The organism is Microbacterium sp. BWR-S6Y, assembly GCF_041379845.1.
GTDB classification, from domain to species: domain Bacteria; phylum Actinomycetota; class Actinomycetes; order Actinomycetales; family Microbacteriaceae; genus Microbacterium; species Microbacterium hydrothermale.
This window is the reverse complement of sequence record NZ_JBFECV010000005.1, coordinates 1-19,808: the sequence shown is the minus strand read 5'-3', so window position 1 is coordinate 19,808 and position 19,808 is coordinate 1. Positions and strand designations below refer to the sequence as shown.

Annotated in this window: 10 protein-coding genes and 1 pseudogene; 7 read left to right on the top strand and 4 right to left on the bottom strand. The window is 63.4% G+C overall.

The window, feature by feature from the left end:
- Positions 1 to 65: 65 nt before the first annotated feature.
- Positions 66 to 2,096, bottom strand: coding sequence for a hypothetical protein (locus AB1K56_RS11785; protein ID WP_371205796.1), 2,031 nt, complete (start codon positions 2,094 to 2,096; stop codon positions 66 to 68).
- Between the two features lie 366 nt (positions 2,097 to 2,462).
- Positions 2,463 to 3,176: a hypothetical protein gene (locus AB1K56_RS11780; RefSeq protein ID WP_371205995.1), complete on the bottom strand. Its 714-nt coding sequence runs from the start codon at positions 3,174 to 3,176 to the stop codon at positions 2,463 to 2,465.
- 371 nt (positions 3,177 to 3,547) lie between these two features.
- On the opposite strand from AB1K56_RS11780, the gene AB1K56_RS11775 reads away from it, so the two are divergent.
- From AB1K56_RS11775 to AB1K56_RS11745, 7 genes are read left to right on the top strand one after another with little or no spacing between them, the layout of a single operon-like run.
- Positions 3,548 to 7,144, top strand: coding sequence for a helicase-related protein (locus AB1K56_RS11775; RefSeq protein WP_371205795.1), 3,597 nt, complete (start codon positions 3,548 to 3,550; stop codon positions 7,142 to 7,144).
- Positions 7,145 to 7,187: 43 nt separating this feature from the next.
- A complete protein-coding gene (locus AB1K56_RS11770) occupies positions 7,188 to 9,968 on the top strand; it encodes a DUF1156 domain-containing protein (protein ID WP_371205794.1) in 2,781 nt (926 codons plus the stop codon).
- Between the two features lie 5 nt (positions 9,969 to 9,973).
- Positions 9,974 to 13,369 (top strand): DUF499 domain-containing protein, encoded by a 3,396-nt coding sequence (locus AB1K56_RS11765; RefSeq protein ID WP_371205793.1) that lies wholly within the window; start codon positions 9,974 to 9,976, stop codon positions 13,367 to 13,369.
- 4 nt (positions 13,370 to 13,373) lie between these two features.
- The gene (locus AB1K56_RS11760; RefSeq protein WP_371205792.1) at positions 13,374 to 14,432 is read left to right on the top strand and encodes a DUF3644 domain-containing protein; all 1,059 of its coding nucleotides are present in this window, start codon (positions 13,374 to 13,376) and stop codon (positions 14,430 to 14,432) included.
- 11 nt (positions 14,433 to 14,443) lie between these two features.
- A complete protein-coding gene (locus AB1K56_RS11755) occupies positions 14,444 to 16,621 on the top strand; it encodes a GTPase domain-containing protein (protein ID WP_371205791.1) in 2,178 nt (725 codons plus the stop codon).
- On the top strand, positions 16,618 to 18,360 hold the full coding sequence (locus tag AB1K56_RS11750; protein WP_371205790.1) for a dynamin family protein: 1,743 nt from the start codon (positions 16,618 to 16,620) through the stop codon (positions 18,358 to 18,360). Before AB1K56_RS11755 ends, AB1K56_RS11750 begins: the two co-directional genes overlap by 4 nt.
- Positions 18,314 to 18,835 (top strand): hypothetical protein, encoded by a 522-nt coding sequence (locus tag AB1K56_RS11745; RefSeq protein ID WP_371205789.1) that lies wholly within the window; start codon positions 18,314 to 18,316, stop codon positions 18,833 to 18,835. The genes AB1K56_RS11750 and AB1K56_RS11745 overlap by 47 nt, the downstream gene beginning before the upstream one ends.
- 176 nt (positions 18,836 to 19,011) lie before the next feature.
- Here AB1K56_RS11745 and AB1K56_RS11740 read toward each other — a convergent pair.
- Together AB1K56_RS11740 and AB1K56_RS11735 are read right to left on the bottom strand one after the other, a co-directional pair.
- Positions 19,012 to 19,173 (bottom strand): annotated as a pseudogene (locus tag AB1K56_RS11740) (IS3 family transposase); the annotation flags it as partial.
- A 90-nt stretch (positions 19,174 to 19,263) separates the two neighbouring features.
- Positions 19,264 to 19,722, bottom strand: coding sequence for a hypothetical protein (locus AB1K56_RS11735; RefSeq protein ID WP_371205788.1), 459 nt, complete (start codon positions 19,720 to 19,722; stop codon positions 19,264 to 19,266).
- Positions 19,723 to 19,808: the final 86 nt, after the last annotated feature.

The following is a 19,808-nucleotide window of genomic DNA, read 5'->3' as shown; positions in this document are numbered from 1 at the left end:
CGCCTTGTCGGAGAGTCGTGGGACCGGTGGGCGCACGCACCTAGAAGACTTAATCGGCCAACCTTTCACGTGGTCAGCCGGCTCGGGAGGTGCTCACCGATGTACCCGATGTAGATCTTGCCATCCACATCCACCGCGTCGTACACGTGCATTCTCATGGCCTTCCCATTGTCGTGACTCAGCCGAAAGTGCGCTCCCATAAATACGCTTCCCGATGCGTCGACGCTCAGCGGGACGGGCAATGTTCGCGGCGTCGAGAACTTTGTATTGGACTTTACGTCGCTACTCTCGTCCGGGGCGAAGGACGAGGGAGTGATGCGTGCGGATTTCTCCTCTGCGTACCGACGCATGCCACGCACGCCTTTGCGCCATTGGCGGGCATACAGCTCGAGCTCGCAAGCGAATGTCCAAGCGTCCGCGAGTATCACCGACCGCAACTTGGCACTAGCAATCCGCTCCGCCGACTTCCGGTTACCCGTGAAATGCACGGCAGGCAACGCCTCGAGCTGCGCGAAAAACTGGTCAACGGTTGTTGGGGCGTCACGATTTACCGGGTCTTCGGGGTCGGCCTCCGGAACCTCCCAGTCAACCTCCCCCGAGGCGTAGGACACTCTCGCGAGCTCGTCTGCGAGGTGATCGGCGCGGCGACGCTGTTGATCCGCAAGAGCTCGCTGGGCCTGCAGGTCGCCCTGAGCCTCGGCATAAGCCTCGTCCGCCAAAGCTAGAAGCGTGGATAGCTCGTTGACCTCTGTCTGCAAGTGCGCACTCTGCTTGAGGACTTCTTCAACCTCGCGGCGCGCCGCCTCCGTGGACGGCAGCGTGCCAGCCGCTTGATCAAGGGCCGCCCAGAGGATTGCCTGCAGACGCTCACTGAGGTCGGTCTTCCCAGAAACATCGAGTCCGAGCAGTGCCTCGGCATCCTCCAGCAAGCCGCGAATTGAATCAACATCATCCGGAGATGTAGTCGACGGAGCATCCGCTATTCGATCGTTCCTGGACGCGCTCGCATCTTCCCCGGCAGGCGTCGAAGTCAGATCGATCGGATCTTGGGCCGTAGGGGGGCGCTTCGGATCGACGGTCTCCCTCGATCTCCGCAATCGGGCTATCGCGTCACGACGGCGTTCACGATACTCGCCCGAGAACAAATCGGTAAGCGCGCTCGACTGCACCTTCGCCAGCTCAGCGTCGACAATCTGGAGCGCAGCCGGAAGCGGCTGATGCAGTGCGGACCGCATCGCCTGAGTATGCAATCGCATCCAGAATCCCGTCTCCGAGGTGTCAGAAACCTCGGCGGCCGAGTACCACCAATGTCTCCGCGCGTCGAGCGGATCCTCGGTGTCGAGGTTCGGCTGGAAGACATGGACGCTGCCGGGGTAGACCTGATACCCCGCTTGCACCAGCGTGTTGAACTCGTCGATGGCGTCGTCCGCGAGACGCCAGAATGTCGCAACACCATGCAGCGCGCTGAAACGACGCTCGAACGCGCGGTCCTGAAAATCCGTCCAGGACCGCGAGCCAGTGACGAATGCAGTCACAGTCCGGTCAGGATTGTTAAGGACATCATCCAGAAATGCCCCGACGTTCTCCTTCCGGACGACGCGTAACCCCTCGCTGAAGTTCCCCACTGAATCAGCCGTGGTACTTCCGAGATGCCGCGTGAGCACCGATGTCAGCTTCGGTGCCGTGAAGGCAGAATCATCGCGGCTGGCGTCGATGTCGTACTGGAGCCAGCCCACATTCCGGTCCGGGTGGAGAGCGAGGGTGACCCGGGTGTCGTAGGTGTGAGGAGCGTCGCCGACGCGGATGCGCCAGCGCTGCACCTCGAAACCGTCGATCGCCGCCATTTGACGCGACGCCGTGTAGTCACCACCGATCGGAATCAACTCAGACCCCAAATGCTTCGGAAGCGCTGGCGCACCACGACGGGAAGCAAGCCACTCACCGAGCGCGGCGCTTGCCTTGTCGAAGGTGCCCTGCGCGTCACCTCGATGCACGGGAACCCGCTGCACAACTCGATGTTTGAGAGCCATATCTCCCCCGAAAGACTCGTTTGCGGGGCACCATCGCCGCCGCTGACTGCCCGTGGCAATATCCACGATACTAAGCATCGACGGCCGCTCGAGTATTGCCGCGAGCGCAAATCGACCTGCGGCGGCGTGAGGTAGATGCTGCCACCGCGCGAGAGAGACGATCGAGAACCTCTATGGAGGAAGAATGGCCGCCAGCCCCTCAACCCCCGAAATGATCCGAATCCGTAGTCGAAGGTCGATCAACCTAAACCTGCGAGGTCGATACAGGTTCGGCATCCGTGAAACGCGGCCTGTGATCCTGATGACACCCCGGGTTCCAGCCAGCGATTCGGGCGCACGGAATGTTCGGGTCACCTTCGGACACGGTGAAGAAGCCGCGCCAGGTCGACCGTCTGTGCTTGACCGGAGCCAGCCCATCTCGAACTATCCCGCTCATGGAAGAACAGCCCCTAGCGCCGCGTCGACCAGCCGCGTCAGTCTGCGTCCACCTTGAGAATAAGCGAGGGGGAGCGACGTAGCTCCTGCCGCGGTGGTCACCACGCCTCGCACGTCGAGTACCGCCACGACCTCTTGATTTCGGAGGAGCACCCAGAGTGATCCCGGCTGAGCGGAACCGAGAAATTCGGACGATATTGCCCAGCCTTCGAACTGGCGCCTGTTCGTGAAGATCTTGGGCATCGGCAGTTCTTTTTGGTCGGCGTCCACCACATGCGCGTAGCCTTCGGGACGTCGGCTCAACGAGCGCACGTCCCAGATGCAGAAGTCGTTCATCGTTGCCTGTAGAGCCCGCGCAATTACAAGGTAGGTCAGCACTCTTGCGCCACTCGGGCGCGCTTTAGGTATCTCCCGCAGCCCCGCAGCTCGTTCTATCAAGCGAATTGCCTTGCGCGGCCCCTCGACGGATAGAAGGTCCTCAGTTCGCAGAAGAGAAGTATGTGACGGAAGGACGTGCACGGACCCGCTGCGGTTGAACTGAATACTCCCGGACAGGCCTTTTCCCTCGATAGTCAGGCAATCATAGAAGCCATCCATTGGCGCAGATTCTCGGATACGTAGCTCAGAATGGTGGCTGGCGAGCTCGCTCGCTAGCCACCAGTGTTGCGCGACACGGACGCGTTCGGACAGCTCAGAAAACTTCGAACTCATTGAAACCCCCGAGTGGACACTATGCGCAGACGAACGTTGATTCCAGTTTTCGCGGCCCCAGAATGCGTCCGCTACCTCAGACGACGGCTTCGTCGCGTCGCAGGCGTCGCTGGCAATCAAAGGGAGGACGATGCAGATGTCGCGAATTGCTCAACTAAGCTCCGATTCTCCAACTCTCACCGCCCGTCCGCTCGGCAGAATCGGCCGCCTGACCGGCCCAGTCGACCCGGATGCTTGGAGTATCACAATCACCCGTCCCGAGCTCTGTCCTTGATGGGGCTCCCTCCCCCTGGTCTCGGGTGGAACCTTCAGAGTGTCGCCGGTCCGACATAGCCTGGTTGACTTGCCATGATCGAGGTGGAGGAATCACATTGGACGCACCCGCGGTGACGCTCGCCTCGTTGCGAGCCGGGCAACGCCTCCGTGGCGTCCTGCCCGGGCAGCCGGTGACGCTCGTCGGCGTAACACCGCTGGACGATGCGCTCGTCGAGGTCTTCTTCCGTGACGACTCCGGCCGCACCGGCGAACGCATGATCACCGATGCGGATGCCGGCAAACTCGAACTGGTCACCGAACTGGGCAACGCCCCCGCGTTCGACGGCGACCCCGACGAGTTCCGGCTTGCGGCCGAGGCGCTGCGCATCAAGTACGCCGCGCTATACGACCCGATGGCGGCAGTGAACAGCTCGGACGTCGATCCGTTGCCGCATCAGATCCGCGCGGTGTACGAGGAGCTCCTCCCGCGAATCCCACTGCGGTTCCTTCTCGCCGACGACCCTGGTGCCGGCAAGACGATCATGGCCGGCCTTTATCTCAAGGAGCTCATCCTCCGCGCCGACTGCGAACGAGCGCTCATCGTCGCCCCTGGCGGCCTAGTGGAGCAATGGCGGGAAGAGTTGTCGCAGAAGTTCGACCTCTCGTTCGAGATCTTCAACCGTCAGATGGTCGACGACGCGCAAGGCCGCAACGTGTTCGCCGAGCACCCGTTCCTCATCGCACGGATGGACCAGCTTTCCCGCAGCGACGACCTGATCGAGCAGCTCTCAGACGTCACCTGGGACGCTGTCGTGGTCGACGAGGCGCACCGCATGTCGGCGCACTACTCTTCGTGGGCCGGTCAGGTCGACGAGACGAAACGGTTCCGGCTCGGGCGGCTGCTCGCCGAGACCGCACACAACTTCCTCCTCATGACCGCGACCCCGCACGCAGGCAAGGAGGAGGACTTCCAGCTGTTCATGTCCCTGCTTGACCGCGACCGGTTCGAGGGCCAGTTCCGCGCCGGCGTGCACCGCACTGACACGCGCGGCCTGATGCGGCGCATGGTGAAGGAGGAGCTCCTCACCTTCGAAGGAAAGCCTCTGTTTCCCGAGCGTCGCGCGTACACGGTCGAGTACGAACTCAGCGACCCCGAGCGTCAGCTGTACGAGCTGGTCACTGGCTACGTCCGCACCGAGATGGGTCGCGCAGAACGCCTCGCTCAGGCAGGCGACAAGAAGCGCGGCAATAACGTGGGCTTCGCGCTCACCGTGCTGCAGCGACGCCTCGCCTCGAGCCCCGAAGCCATCCTCAGATCACTCGAGCGACGCCAAGTGCGACTCGAGACGCGTCTGCGGGAATGGCAGCGTGCGACCGACGAGGCCCGCTACAGCACCTCCATGACGGCGACGATCGACGAGTGGTCGACCGGCCGTGTCACACTCGACCTCGGAGACGCCTCTTCGGCGCCACGCTTCGACCCCACCGACTTCGATGATCTCGACGAAGAGGTCGCTGAAGAGGAGCGCGCGCAGTTCGAGGCGCGTGTCGATGAGGTCGTCGACCTCGCCACCGCTGCCGAGTCGATCGACGAACTCCGCGCGGAGATCGCGATCCTCGAAGACCTCATCCGCGTCGCACGCCGCGTCCGGCTGCTTGACGACGACAAGAAGTGGGTGCAGCTGCGCACCATCCTCGACGACCAGCTCCTCGTCCACGACGACTCGGGCGAGCCTCGCAAGATCATCGTCTTCACCGAGCACAAAGACACCCTTGACTACCTGCGTCAGAAGATCACGACGCAGCTGGGTCGCCCCGAGTCGGTCATCACGATTCACGGTGGTACTCGCCGTGAAGACCGCAAGGCTGCACGCGAACAGTTCACCTACGACCGCAACACTGTCGTGTTGCTGGCGACGGATGCCGCGGGCGAAGGCCTCAACCTGCAGCGTGCGCACCTCATGGTCAACTACGACCTTCCGTGGAACCCGAACCGCATCGAGCAGCGCTTCGGCCGTATCCATCGCATCGGGCAGCGCGAGGTGTGCCACCTGTGGAACATGGTCGCGAAGGACACCCGCGAAGGGGATGTCTTCACCCGGTTGCTGTCGAAGATCGACCAGATGTCGATCGCGTATAACGGCAACCTGTTCAACGTCCTCGGCGACGCGGATGCGTTCCAGGAGAAGTCGCTCCGTGAGCTGCTGATCGAGGCGATCCGGTACGGCGACGAGCCCGAACGTAAGGCCGAGCTCGACCGCGTCATCGACGCGAGCGTCGCCCACGGGCTTGACACGATGGTCGCCGAGCGCGCCCTGCACCCCGAGATGTACTCCGCACTCAACCTCGAAGAGATCCGCGAGCGGATGGAGAAGGCCCGCGAGCGACGCCTGCAGCCCGGGTACATCGCGGCGTTCTTCCTCCCCGCCTTCGAACGCCTCGGCGGCCGCATCCGCCGGCGCGAGAAAGGCCGATACGAGATCACACGGGTACCGCAGCGCGTCATCGACATGGCCCGCAGGCTCAACAGGTGGGCGCCCGTGCCGGAGCGGTACGAACGAGCCACGTTCGAGACCGCACTCGTTCGCCCCGAGAATCAGACGCAGGCCGCACTCCTCGCCCCCGGCCACCCGCTGCTGCAAGCGGTCATAGACCTCACCATCGAAGACCTGGGGTCCGTGCTCAAACGCGGAACGGTGTTCGTCGACCGTCGCGAACAGCAATCTGAGCACATCGCGCTGCTGTACGCCGTCGAGCAACGCATCCAGAACGCCACCCCCGACGCCGACACCGTGTCGCACCACTTCGACTACCCCGTCCTCGACACAGCAGGCACCGTCACCCTCGCCGCGGCCCCGCCCTACCTCGACTACGACGCGCCGCAAGGCGACGAGGCTGCGGCAATTGCCGAGGTGCTCGCAGACGAGTGGGCGAAGAGTGACCACGAACGCTCTATCCGCGCGTGGGCGTACCGCGACGGACTCGCACCTCGCATGGACGAACTCGCTGCGCGCATCGCCGTCGACGTCGACCGCACCCGCGTTCAGGTCAAGGAACGCCTCCTCGCCGAGATCAATCACTGGGACCGCGAACACAATCGCCTCGAAGCACTAGAGCGCGGCGGCACAATCGGCCGCATCCGCGCCGATGTCGCGCTCCAGCGGGCACGCCAACTCGACGAACGGCTCGACAAGCGGCTCCGCGCGCTCGACGAGAGCACGCAGCTCGTCGCACTTCCCGCCGTCGTCCGCGGATCAGCACTCGTCGTGCCGAGCCAACGACTGTCGAATGGCAATGAGGATGCCGCGCCTCAGACGTTCGCGCGCAACACCGAGCTCGTCGAACGCCGCGCAGTCGACGCCGTCCTCGCCGCCGAACGCGCACTCGGCCGCACGCCACACGAGATGCCCAGGAACAACCCCGGATACGACATCCAGTCCTTCGATCCCGACGGGCGCATTCACTACATCGAGGTGAAGGGGCGAATTGAGGGGTCCGACACCTTCACCATCACGACGAACGAAGTCACCTTTGCCCAGACGCAGGGCGACCGCCACCGACTCGCCCTCGTGCTCGTGTCGCCGGACGGTGAGAAGCGGGACCGGCTCCGCTACGTGCTCGACGCGTTCACCCACATCGAGCCGTCCGCGACAACCCGGTCGTACAACGAGGAGTGGCGCGACTATTGGGATCGTGGAGGCCCTCCGCGATGACTGACCCGATCGAGACGACCAACCAGCCCACGAGAGACGCCTAGTGAACGCGACACCCAAGAAGAAGCTCATCGAGACGTCTCTGCCGCTCGAGGCCATCAACGCCGAGGCATCGCGAGAGAAGTCCATCCGGCATGGGCATCCTTCGACCCTGCACCTGTACTGGGCGCGCCGGCCGCTTGCGGCAGCACGCGCAGTTCTGTTTGCACAGCTTGTGGATGACCCCGCCTCGCGGCCTGAAGAGTTCCCTACCGTTGAGGAGCAGGATGCCGAGCGCGCTCGTCTTCACCGGCTTCTCGAGCAGCTGGTTGTCTGGGAGAACAGCAATGACGAGACTCTGCTGAGTCAGGCACGAACCGAGATCCGCAAGAGCAACAATGGGCAGCTACCAGCCGTCCTCGATCCGTTTGCAGGCGGCGGGGCCATCCCATTGGAAGCTCAGCGGCTCGGACTCGAGGCGCACGCAAGCGACCTCAACCCGCTTGCGGTGCTGATTAACAAAGCACTCATTGAGATCCCCCCGAAGTTCGCTGGTCGCGCACCGATCTTCCCCGGCCGCGCCGAGACACGCAATGGCTGGAGTCACGCGGAGGGTCTCGCTGAAGATGTGCGAGCCTATGGCGAATGGATGCGCAACGAAGCAGAGCGACGCATCGGACACCTGTACCCGAAGGCGACCAGCCCCGACGGAGTTGAACACACCGTCATCGCATGGATTTGGGCGCGAACCGTCAGGAGCCCGAACCCGGCCAACCCTATTGAGGTCCCCCTCGTTCGCTCATGGTGGCTGAGCAAGAAGAAGGGCAGTGAGGCCTGGGTGGATGCCCGCGTAGTCGGCGGCGAGGTTCGTTACGAAGTGCGCCGTGACGCGAATGGGCCGTCGGATGACTCCGATGGTACGGTCGGCCGAAAGGGCGGACTTGCTGTCGGCGACGGCACACCTCTGACGCTCAACTACATCCGCGAACAGGGCCGCGCCAAAAGAATGGGCGCGCACCTCATCGCCGTCGTTGCCGAGAGTGACCGTGGACGGGTCTACCTCACGCCCAGTCTGGACCAGATACGAGCCGCGCGGATCGATCGGCCCGACGACGTCCCGGAGGGTGACCTTCCGAAGAATCCCCGGGACTTCAAGACGCCGAACTACGGCATGACCACGTGGGCAGATCTGTTTACCAATCGTCAACTGACCGCGCTGGTTTCGTTGAGTGACCTGGTAGGCGAGGCGCGGTCGCGGGCCCTGCGCGACGCTCGTGATGGCGGAATGCCTGCGGGTGACCGACTACAAGATGGGGGCGCGGACGCGGAAGCGTACGCCGATGCGATTGCGACCTACCTTGCTCTCGCCACCAGCCGCACAGCCGACTTGGGCAACAGCCTTGTCACGTGGTCCAACGGTCGCGATCAAGCTCGCAATCTCTTTGCGAGACAGGCGATCCCAATGGCTTGGGATTACGTCGAGGTCAATCCGTTCGCTCGTGCCGCTGGGGATGTGGGCATTTCAGTCGAGACTGCTGCAAAGGCAATCGACCGTCTACCGGCCGGCGTCGCTGGTGAAGCGATCCAGGCCGACGCTATGGCACGGGACTATTCCTCTCTCGCCGTTTCCACCGATCCGCCCTACTACGACAACATCGGCTATTCCGACTTGTCAGACTTCTTCTACGTGTGGCTGAGGCGTGCACTCCGGGACGTCCACAGTCGAACGGTAGGAACGATGCTGACGCCGAAAACCGATGAACTGGTGGCGAATCCGTATCGTCACGGCGGCCAGTCTGGTGCCGAACAGTTCTTTGTGAGTGGCTTCAACTCCGTCTTCAGCCACATTCGAGACAGCGCTAACACCGCAGTTCCGCTCGCCGTCTACTACGCATACAAACAGCAGGACACGCGAGACACGGGGACGTCATCGACCGGGTGGCACACGCTGCTCGACGGACTAATCAGCACGGGATGGGAGATCACCGCGACTTGGCCCATGCGTAGCGAACGCGGCGGACGGATGATCAGTGTTGGCACGAATGCCCTGGCCTCGTCGATAGTCCTGGCATGCCGCCCGCGCCCCACAGATGCGCCCGCGACAACACGTCGGGCGTTCATCGCCGCGCTGAAGGCGGAGCTCCCCGACGCGCTTCGCACACTGATGCAGGGCGCGATCGCCCCCGTAGACCTCGCCCAAGCAGCGATTGGTCCCGGCGTCTCCGTATTCTCCCGCTACGCGCGGGTACGGGAGGCTGACGGCTCGGATATGAGCGTGAAGGATGCACTTCTCCTCGTCAATGCAACCCTTGATGAGGTGATCGGAGAGCAAGAGTCAGACTTCGATCCGGATACACGCTTCGCCGCCAAGTGGTACCGCCAGTACGGGTGGGGGCAGGAGAACTCTGGCATCGCTGACCAGCTCGCACGCTCATCTGACACGTCGATTGGAGCGCTTGAGCGAGGTGGCATCTTCGAGGCGAAAGGCGGCAAAGCCCGCCTTCTTCCGCCCACTCAGCTGGAGGACGCGTGGGATGTGGGCGCCGACGAGCGCGTCAGCGTCTGGGAGGTGACGGTGCGCCTCGCGGCGGTGATGGCGAAGCATGGAGCCGATCAGGTCGCTTCCCTGCTCCATTCAGTTCAGACGCGGGTGAATCTCGACGCGGTGAAGGAGCTGGGATTTCTGCTCTTCCACGAGGCAGAGAAGAAGCGCGACACCAAAGACGCGATTCTCTTCAACGGGCTGGTGAGTGCGTGGGGTGACGTGAATGAGCAGGCGCGGAAGCACGCCGGGTCACCGCGAGCCGTTCAGCAGGCGTTCGACTTCGATGAGGATGGGGACTGAGTTCGATGGCGATGAACAACCGTGATCGCGTAGGTAGGGCCTTCGACCTGTTGTCGGAGGGTCTGCTGGATTCTGTCGACGAGGTGATGACTGCCGCATACGGCACGTTGGAGTGGCCCGCCGCGTGGGCGCAAGAGGACGCACAGCGCCGGGGTGGGCCGGCTCGAACGCTTACTAAGCACGATGTGCAAGTGCAGCTTCGCGCGATCACCGAGCAGGGCTACCGCTTCAAGGACGTGCTGTCGCGTGCGCAGCAGGGGTTCGGGTCAGAACTGCGCGAGACGCGCAATCTGTGGGCGCACAACGAGCCGTTCAGTTCTGATGACGCGGCGCGCGCGCTCGACACGATCGAGCGACTGCTTCATGCCGTCGGAGCGGTGGACTCTGCCGAGGACGTCCGCAAGCTCCGGATCGACCTGCAGCGCACTGTCTTCGAGGATCAGACGCGCAAGCAGGTCAAGCGGACGACAGTGACCCTCGACCCGGGTTCGGGGTTGCGGCCGTGGCGTGAGGTGATCCGCCCGCATGATGATGTCGCGCGCGGAGAGTTCACGGCGTCCGAGTTCGCTGCGGATCTGCATCTCGTGCGAACCGGTCAGGCGACGAGCCCCGAGTACGGGGACCCGGTCGAGTTCTTCACTCGCACATACCTCACGGAGGGTCTGCGGGATCTGCTGTCGCGCGCGCTCCGACGCGTGGGCGGCGGGGACGGCAACGCGAGCCCGGTCGTCAACCTGCAGACCAACTTCGGTGGCGGCAAGACCCACTCGATGCTCGCCCTATACCACCTGTTCAGCGGCACGCCTGCGAAGGACTTCCCGCAGGAGCTGCAGGAGCTCATCGCCGAGACCGGGAACCCGGATCTCGCTGCGCTGGGAGTGAAGCGCGTCGCGCTTGTCGGCACGTACTTGAAGGCGGGATCACCGCTCATCAAGGATGACGGGACCGAGGTCCGCACGCTCTGGGGGGAGCTCGCCTGGCAGCTCGGCGGCCGCGAGGCCTACGACCTGATCGCTGAGGACGACCGTGCCGGGACGAACCCGGGCGAGGCGCTGCGCACGCTGATCGCGAAGTACTCACCAGCGCTGATCCTCATCGATGAGTGGGTCGCGTACGCGCGGCAACTCGTCACGGACAAGGAGCTTCCGTCTGGCTCGTTCGAGACGCAGTTCACATTCGCGCAGTCGCTGACCGAAGTCGTTCGGTCGGTGCCTGGTGCGATGCTCGTCGTCTCGATCCCGGCATCCGACACCGGTGATGCGGGTAGCGGAAGCGACATCGAGATCGGTGGTGCAAACGGTCAGCTCGCGCTGGAACGGCTGCAGAACGTGATCCGTCGTGTCGCGGACCAGTGGAGGCCGTCGAGCAAAGACGAGTCCTTCGAGATCGTTCGCCGCCGTCTCTTCCAGGCGCCGAATGCGGAGGGCCTGACCACGATCTCCGCCGTGGCGCGCAGCTTTGTCACCCTGTATCGGAGCAACACTGCTCTGTTTCCGCGCGATGCCGCGGCCCCGAGTGACGACTATGAGCAGCGCATCCGGGCGTCGTACCCGCTGCACCCCGAGTTGCTGGACCGTCTCTACGAGGACTGGTCCACGCTGGAGCGGTTCCAGCGCACGCGCGGTGTGCTCAAGCTCGTGTCGTCGATCGTGCACGAGTTGTGGGCCTCCAACGACACTTCTCCGCTGATCCTCCCCGGCAACGTGCCACTAGAGGCGACGACCGTCAACACGGACCTCACCCAGTACCTTGAGGACCAGTGGAAGCCCATCATCGACTCGGACATCGACGGCCCGGGGTCGATGGCGCAACAGATCGACCTCGACCGCCCCAATCTGGGGCAGCGGTTCGTGACGCAGCGGATCGCGCGAACGATCTTCATGGGTGCCGCCCCGCGGATCAAGGCATCACGGAAGGGCCTGGACAAGCAGTATGTTTGGCTCGGAACCGCGGCTCCCGGTGACACGCTCGGCAACTTCGGCAGTGCGATCGAGTTGCTCGCGCAGCGGTCGACGTACTTCTACGAGGAGCAGGGTCACTACTGGTTCGACACTCAACCGTCGGTGACGAAGACTGCGAACGACTATGCCGAGCGACTCCGCGAAGACGTCGAGACCGTGTGGAACGAGATCACCGAGCGACTTCGCAGCGAGGAACGGGCGCGCGGTGTCTTCGATCGGGCGCACGTCGCGCCGGCATCGAGCGCCGACATCCCGGACCTCGAAGACGCGCGACTGGTAATCGTCCACCCGCGCCATTCGCGGCGGAAGTCGGACGGCGCCGACTCCTCAGCACACCAGTGGGTACGCGACGCGATCGAGACCAAGGGCGCAAGCCAGCGCGTACACCGCAACACTCTCGTCTTCCTTGTCGCCGACAAGAGCGAACTGGAAAGCCTGGAGGCGGCCGCGCGCAGCTACCTCGCGTGGAAGCGCGTGCAGGCGACCAGTGAGAGCCTCAACCTGTCGGTGCAGCAGCGCAAGCAGACCGACGACTGGGTCACGCGCCTGGATCGGACCGTCTCGGATCGAATCCGCGACACCTTCGTGTGGGCGGTCTACCCCGAACAGTTTGACGCCACCAAGCCGTTCGAGCTGATCACCGACAAGGTGCCGGACTCGAGCGGCCGCTCGCTCGCCGAGCGCGTCGCCGCGAAGCTGTCTCGCGACGATCAGCTCGTCACCGAACTTGGTGCGCCAATCCTCGGTGCCACACTGCACCAGGAGCTGGGGCAGCTGTGGCGCGACAAGGGCGAGATCAGCGTTGGCGAGCTGTGGGGCTACTTCACCCGGTACGTCTACCTACCGCGCCTCGTTCGCCGCGAGACCCTCGACTCCGCGATCGAGCGCTCGCTGAACTCCGTGCTCGTCGACGGCGAGAAGTTCGCGATCGCAACGGCGAAGGACACCGAGGCTGATCGCTACCGCGGGCTGATCGTGCCGCCGGCGCACAACACCGCGATCCAGGTCACCGACAGCACGCTCCTCGTGGACTGGAACAAGGCTGACGAGCAGGCGTCCGCCGATCGCATCGCCGCGGCTCGTGAGGCTGCTGCGCGCGCGGCTGAGGAGTGTGCCGCGGAGGTAGGCCCGATCGACATCGTCCGTGTCGATGATGGGGGGGACGAGTCGTCGACGACGAACGAAGACTTCGCCGCCCCGCGACGACCGAGTCGCTACTTCGGCTCTGTGAAGGTCGACCCAGATCGGTACTCGAGGGACATCGGCAACGTGACCCGCGAGATCATCGATCGACTCGCGGGCGCCGGCGCGAAGCTCGAGATCACCATCGACATCCAGGCGAGCAAGAGCGACGGTTTCGACGAGAGTGAGGTGCGGACGATCTCCGAGAACGCACGCGTGCTCAAGTTCGACCCGAGCTCCGGCTTCGAGCTGAGCTAATCAGATGGCACGACCACCTGCGTGGAGGTACACGCTCGACGAGGCGCGTCGGCAGGCGCTGGTCGCGATCGACTTCTACAACCGACCTGGTGACCGTCGCAGCTTCGGCGACTTCATCGTGCACATCCATCTCGCGTGGCAGAACCTCCTCCACGCCGACCGGATAAAACGCAAGGCCGAGATCTTCTATCGCGAGTCTGGCGGCCGTCGCCTGTTCAAGCGCAACCCCGACGGTTCGAAGAAGACGTGGGACCTCAGCCAATGCGTCAAGCACGAGTTCAAGGACAACGACCCGATCAGGGCGAACGTCGAGTTCTTCATTGGACTGCGCAATCGCGTTGAGCATCGATTCCAGGACTCGGTGCTCGTTGCTACCGCGGCGGAAGCGCACGCATGCATCATCAACTTCGAGACCGAACTCGTTCGGCGATTCGGTGCGTCCGAGACCCTCGGCACCGAACTGAAGTTCCCCGTCTTCGTCCAGTCTCTGAGCCCGTCACGCTACGAGGAGCAGCGAGACTTGCGGCGGGGTCTCCCCGCAACGGTCTCCACGTTCATCACCGAGTTCCAGAGCAGCCTCACGGACGAAGTGCGTAGTGACGAACGGTTCGCGTACCGACTACTCCTCCTCCCTATGAAAGGGCCGAAGACTGAGGCAGATCTCGCGCTGAACTTTGTGCGCCAGGATGAGCTCAGTGAGGAGGAGCTGCAGGCACTGCTCGGGCAGCAAGGCAGCGTGATTGTCGCTGAGAAGTATCGCGAAGCTGTACACGGCGACGAGATGTTGCCGAAGGCTGCAGCGGATGCCGTGATGGCGCGTATTCCGTTCGTCTTCGGCGTCAACGACTTCACCATCGTGCGGAAGGCTTGGGAGATCGGTCCGGCCAAGAGCGGCTCGAAAGAGCAGCTCCCCAAGTCGGACGGCTATTGCGTCTACTCTCCCGCGTTCAAGCAGTTCGTGTACCGTCCGAAGCTCGTGGATCGCATCGTCGAAGCGACTGCCCGCGCTGGCAATTTCGAGTCGCTGCTCGGACGCGCTCCCATATCGAAGTCCGCGACCTGACGAGGTCGCTGATGATCATCCTCCCGAGCCAACCGAGAGCGACTGGTAACGAAGGCGCGAGGCAACAACTCTTTGGTGCCGACCAATCAGAGCTCGCCTCACCAGCCGCGCTGAGGACGGAATTGATTGAGCTCGCCCGTGCCGCGGAGCGCACCCTCGCACGCACGGCCGATGCGCTCGCCCCGCAGTTCGAGTCGCCCGAGCGACACGAGCTGCGTGCCAGCGTCGTCTTCCCTCTGAGGGACGCGACTGAGCGGATCTCGCAGGCCTGTCTGCGACTGCAAGGTCGTGACGTGCATCGCCCGTTCCGGATCGTGCTGATGGGGCGCACGATGGCTGGCAAGAGCACACTGTTCGAGTTCCTCACCGGAGGCAATGGCACCAGCGTCGGTCAGGGCGGCCAGCGAACGACTCGGGAGACGCACACCGGGATGATCCTCGACCACGACATAGAGATCGTTGACACGCCCGGTGTCGGGGCTATGGATGGGGATGAAGACTACGTCGAGGCGTTCAGCCAGGTCGGCGATGCGGACCTCATTCTCTGGGTCGCAACAAACGAGGCTACACAGGAGCAAACCGGTCGCGCTCTGCAGCAGCTCGCCGACTATGGCAAGCCAATCGTGGTGGCGCTCAATTGCCTCCGCGACGTCACGCACGAGCTGGATCGGGCCGATCTGCTGGAGGAGCCGGAGCTCATCTTTGGCGGCGACACTCTCGGCAACCTGAAGCCGATTGTCCGCCACCTTGCGCGCGCCGGTGGTCGGTATGTCTCTGCGGTGACGATTCATGCCCAGGCTGCGCTACTGTCGCTGGCCGGCCAACTCCAGCCCGCCGAGTCAGCCGAGTTGCGCCAGGCGAGCCGTGTTGATCGTCTTCTCACCGAGATTCAAGAGCAGAACGACCGAACGGCGGAGGTGCGAAGGACTGCGAGCATTGGAGACTTCCTTCGTGGTGCGCTACTCGATGCCGCCGGTGCGGCAGCCGCGGCCGTCGAGGCCGCCACCGCGATGGCGGCCGCTGCTCAAGGTAGCCGCGACGACTTCAAGCGGCGTGCCGATCGTCGGGTCACCGATGCGCACGCCGAGCTTGTGGCCGCGTTCACGGCTGCTCTCGCCCGTCGCGAGCGGTGGATCGAACGCGTTGATGTCGGCCTGAGCGACAAGCGGATCAACGCCGAGTGGGCTACCGAGATCGCGGCACTCAGGGAAGAGATTGAGACACATGCCGCGGACGTTGGCGACCGTCTGGAACGTGATCTGAAGCGAATCGCCGTCGACGTCGCTGACGACTGGGCCCAGATTGACGTTGGCGGCTTCAGAGATCTCGGCGGTCGCGGAGCGATCTGGGGAAACCGTCTGGTGAAGGTCGGAGGCAGATTCGCCGTTACTGTCGGCACGACCATCCTTGGCGCGAAGATCGGCGCGATTGCGGGCACCGCGTTGGGGCCGGGTCTGGGTAATGCCATCGGTCTCGGCCTCGGCGCGATCATCGGCCTGTTGACTGGACTCCTCGGCCTCAACCGCGGTATCGATTGGATCGGTGACAAGGTCTTCCGAAGTGCCGCCGATGTTCGTGAACGTCGGCGGGAGAGTGTGCGTAGCCAGCTGTCGCCGCTTCTTGTGCGGGTCGGTGACCAGCTCCTGCGGGCGGGCCACGATGTTCGAGCGGCGTGGCAGTTGGCCGTCGAGGGCGAGAAGGCACGCCACTCCTTGGAGCTCGACACGCTGGAGCAGACTGCGCGAACCCTCAACCACACCATCACCGCTGAGTTGGAACCCATCCTCGCCCGGATCGATGTCGAGATCGCTCGTGAGCTTCTACGGATTATGGGGCGGGGACGCGCGGCATTCGCTCTCACGCGCGCGACTCGTTGGCGTGGCGCAGGCATGGCTGTAGAACTGCCCGAACCTGAGTTCAGTGAGTTGGTCCTCTTCCCAATCCCAGAAGACGCAGAGCGAGTTCTGCCGACGGCGACGTCCGCGTCTCCATCCGCCAGCGCCGTCCAACTGATTCGAAACCTGACTGCTGGTGAAGTAGCGATCCACGGCTGGAACGAGCAAGAAGTGAGCGTCGAACTCACCCATCCCCTGGCCCGCGGCACTCGAGAAGCGTGGCAGTCGCTGGCCTTGGCACACACGGGAGTCAGAATGGCCATCAGCGAGAACACCCAAGGAGGCGGATCGTGACGAATGTCCTCATCCACGAACTGCTGGAGCAAACGCAGGTGTTGGTGACGAGGCTACGAGCCGCCCTGCGCGATGTGCCCGGCGACGCAGCGTCCGCTTTGCTCACCCGGGCGACGATCGACCAGGCAGATAAGCCACGCATGGTCCTGACCGGTCAGTACAGCAGCGGAAAATCCAGTCTCATCAAGGCACTTACCGACGGTGCGGTGCAGCCCGATATCGACGCAGATATCGCAACTGGCGAAGTTACCGAGTACGAGTGGGACGGCGCCGTTGTCCTCGTCGACACTCCCGGCGTGCAGTCAGGCCTGCGGCGCCACGACGAACTCGCAATGGATGCGATTGGCAATGCTGACTTCATCTTGTTCGTCGTCACCGTCAACCTCTTCGACGATGCGTCTCGCGACTTCCTGCGGCGTCTGGCGAATGGGCTCCAGATGCATGGGCAGATGATCGTCGTCATCACGCAGACGAGCAAGCGCTCCGCAGCGGACGGCGTGCGAGAACAGGCAGTTCAAGACGCGCTCGGTACCGTCACGTTTAACCTGCCCATTGTCGAAGTCGACTCTGTCGACTACATGCGCGGCCTCGAAGGTGGCAAGAACGCCGACGCGTTCAGGCAGAGGTCTCGAATCGACGATCTGCGGGCGACCATCAACCGAGTAAGTGCCGAGAGAGGTGGTCTCGCCAGACTGCGTCAACCTCTCCATCTGGTCCGTCAACTGTGTGATGAAGCGCAGGGACTGTTCGCGCAAGACGACACCTCTCGCGCTGCCCTCGCATTGCTTACCTCCCAGGCCCGAGCGATCTCTCAGCGGCGCTTCATGCTTGACCAGAGCTTCGCGAGAGTCGACGCCGAGTTCAAGCGCGACTGCCTCGTGGATGTCGTAGGGTTCGTCGACACCGCGTCGACGCTGCCCGATGACGAAGCTCAGGCTCGCACGGTGCTCGAAGCCGCAGAGGCTCGTCTCATCGAGTCTCTCGAACGTCACGCCACAGAGTTCGCTGAACGGATCAACCAGCTCGCCGGTTCCGAGTTCGACACGCTATCCGAAGAGCTGCTTGAGATTGGCGAGAGCAACCGGCTCGACCTCTTGCTCCGGCCGTCAGGAGCGGTCTCGCTCGATGCTCCCGATCAAGTCCGTGCTGACACGTCCGCGACTAGTAGCCAAGCAGGAGCAGCGATCGCGGTGGACTGGCAGAAAATCGGTGATCTCATCAAGCGCGGACAGGGCTGGTGGGGTGCCGGCGACGGACTCAAGCAGGCTTCCGGGTCACTCGGACACAAGCTGGTCAAGGACGTTGGCCACACGTTCGGTTACAAGTTCAAGCCCTGGCAGGCGCTGAAGATCGCCGACAAGATCGGGAAGGCAGCGAAAGTCGGTGGTTTCGTCATCTCGGCGGGGACAGCGGGATACGAAGTCTGGAAGAACGAGCGCGAAGCGCGAGCCGCTCAGATCCAAAGCGAGCGCCAGCGTTCCGCGCTCGTGACCGAAATCATGGGGCATGCAGACAAGATCGCTTCCGACGCACGGCGCGAGCTGGCAGCAATCATTGATCCCCCGCTCAACAAGCTCCTCGACGAGATCCGTGCTTCCCAAGATCAGATCTTGAACACTGAGAGCACCCGCACGTCGGCCGCTGGCGAGCTTCAAGAGATCGCCACCGAAGCGGACCGCCTGTTATCGCTCAGTGCAGATGTTGCTCCGGCACAGGGCGAAGGAGATACCGTCGAGTAGCAGGTGGAGTTGGTTCTTCGGCTTCCTCACCGCCGCTGCGCTCGTACTCGGCATCATCTTCTTCGTTGCCACACAACAGCTCACGGGGCGGGACTGGATCGTCCTGCTAATCGGTCTGGTGTTGGGGGCACTGACAACGGCGTTGAAAGCGACCTTCATCGCGCATCGGACCACTTCAGCAAGTTCGAGCGCGGAGTCCGGCAAGCCGCCGGCGACCGAGAGCCACCCACCGAGAGCTGGCCGGGCATCGGTCAGCGTGCCTGGCCGAGTCACCCATGGGAGCCTGCACACCTCGCTGAATCTCCGGACCCGAATTCACAATGTCTATTGGAACTCGACAAGTTCCCCGGCTGGGGAGCTGCGGCCCGGGCGCGGGCAAAGCTTCGATGTGATCGACGACGAAGGCCGACAGCTTGGCCAGGTCACTTCAGTCCGCGCTGGCATGGAACTCATCGAGAAATCCTTCTCGGAGTGAGCTCACGCCGCGGGCGATCGCTCTTTGCGGGGCCACTTGGATGCATAAATGTCCAGATGGACACACCGTGGACATTTCATCTGCGAAATGGACAACTTAGAAAAACCTACAGCCCTGTAGGTTCCCGGTCGAGATGGCGAAGAATGCCAGGATTCCAGGGTAGATGGCAGTGATACCCTGCTCCGATTCCACAACAAATGGCGGATTCCTACGCGTCGGAGCTCGACTCTGGTCTTCCGCTTCTTCCGGTTCAGCAGCTCAGTCTGCATCGACGACCAGAACTTCTCCATGATCGCGTCGTCGAGCCCCTCGCCGTCCGACCCAAACGAGGGCAGGAGCACGTGCAGGTTCTGCCTCGACACAACGACAGCGAGATCCGCAGGATCCAGCGTGCTTCCGCGATGGCTGCCGCCGCTGTGATCATCGCCTCAATTGACGGCGCTACCCCCAGATTCCAGCAGTCGGAGTTCCAGGACGCGCTGCCACTTGACCACGTTGGTTGCGTCGTCCGGCCGGAGCGTGCGCATGTGGGCGAGGCGGTTGCGTATGGGCATGATCTGTGCGCCGAAGCGACGCCAGAAGGCGGCGTTGAGGCCGAGGTCTCCGATCTCCGTCCTGTCCTTCAGTTGCAGCAATTCCCCAAGCGAGAGCCATTCGAGCGGATCTCGAAGGTGCTTGATAGAGGTCGCAGCGAGGTATGCCTCTTCCGTCGCGCGCTCCAACACCTTTTCGGTGAGGCCTGCGTTCAGACATTGCTGCCGCCAACTTCCACCCCACGCGGTCACAGCGCGCTGGCGGATCTCTCGTCGAATGATTCGCTCGATCTTCCACAGGCCCGCGCTGACGTCGGCTAGCTGTGATGTCCAGGGACGTTGTTTCGGCGACACGGCTATGAGGAGCTAAAAAGCGAGGGCCTCCGGTTGTGAAGTGGAGCTGTTGAGTTCAACCGCTTCACGAACCAGGAGGCCCTCAT

Coding starts and splice junctions, on each gene's coding strand:
- AB1K56_RS11780 (WP_371205995.1), bottom strand. CDS start 3,176: ATGAGTTCGAAGTTTTCTGAGCTGTCCGAACGCGTCCGTGTCGCGCAA.
- AB1K56_RS11765 (WP_371205793.1), top strand. CDS start 9,974: ATGGCGATGAACAACCGTGATCGCGTAGGTAGGGCCTTCGACCTGTTG.
- AB1K56_RS11760 (WP_371205792.1), top strand. CDS start 13,374: ATGGCACGACCACCTGCGTGGAGGTACACGCTCGACGAGGCGCGTCGG.
- AB1K56_RS11755 (WP_371205791.1), top strand. CDS start 14,444: ATGATCATCCTCCCGAGCCAACCGAGAGCGACTGGTAACGAAGGCGCG.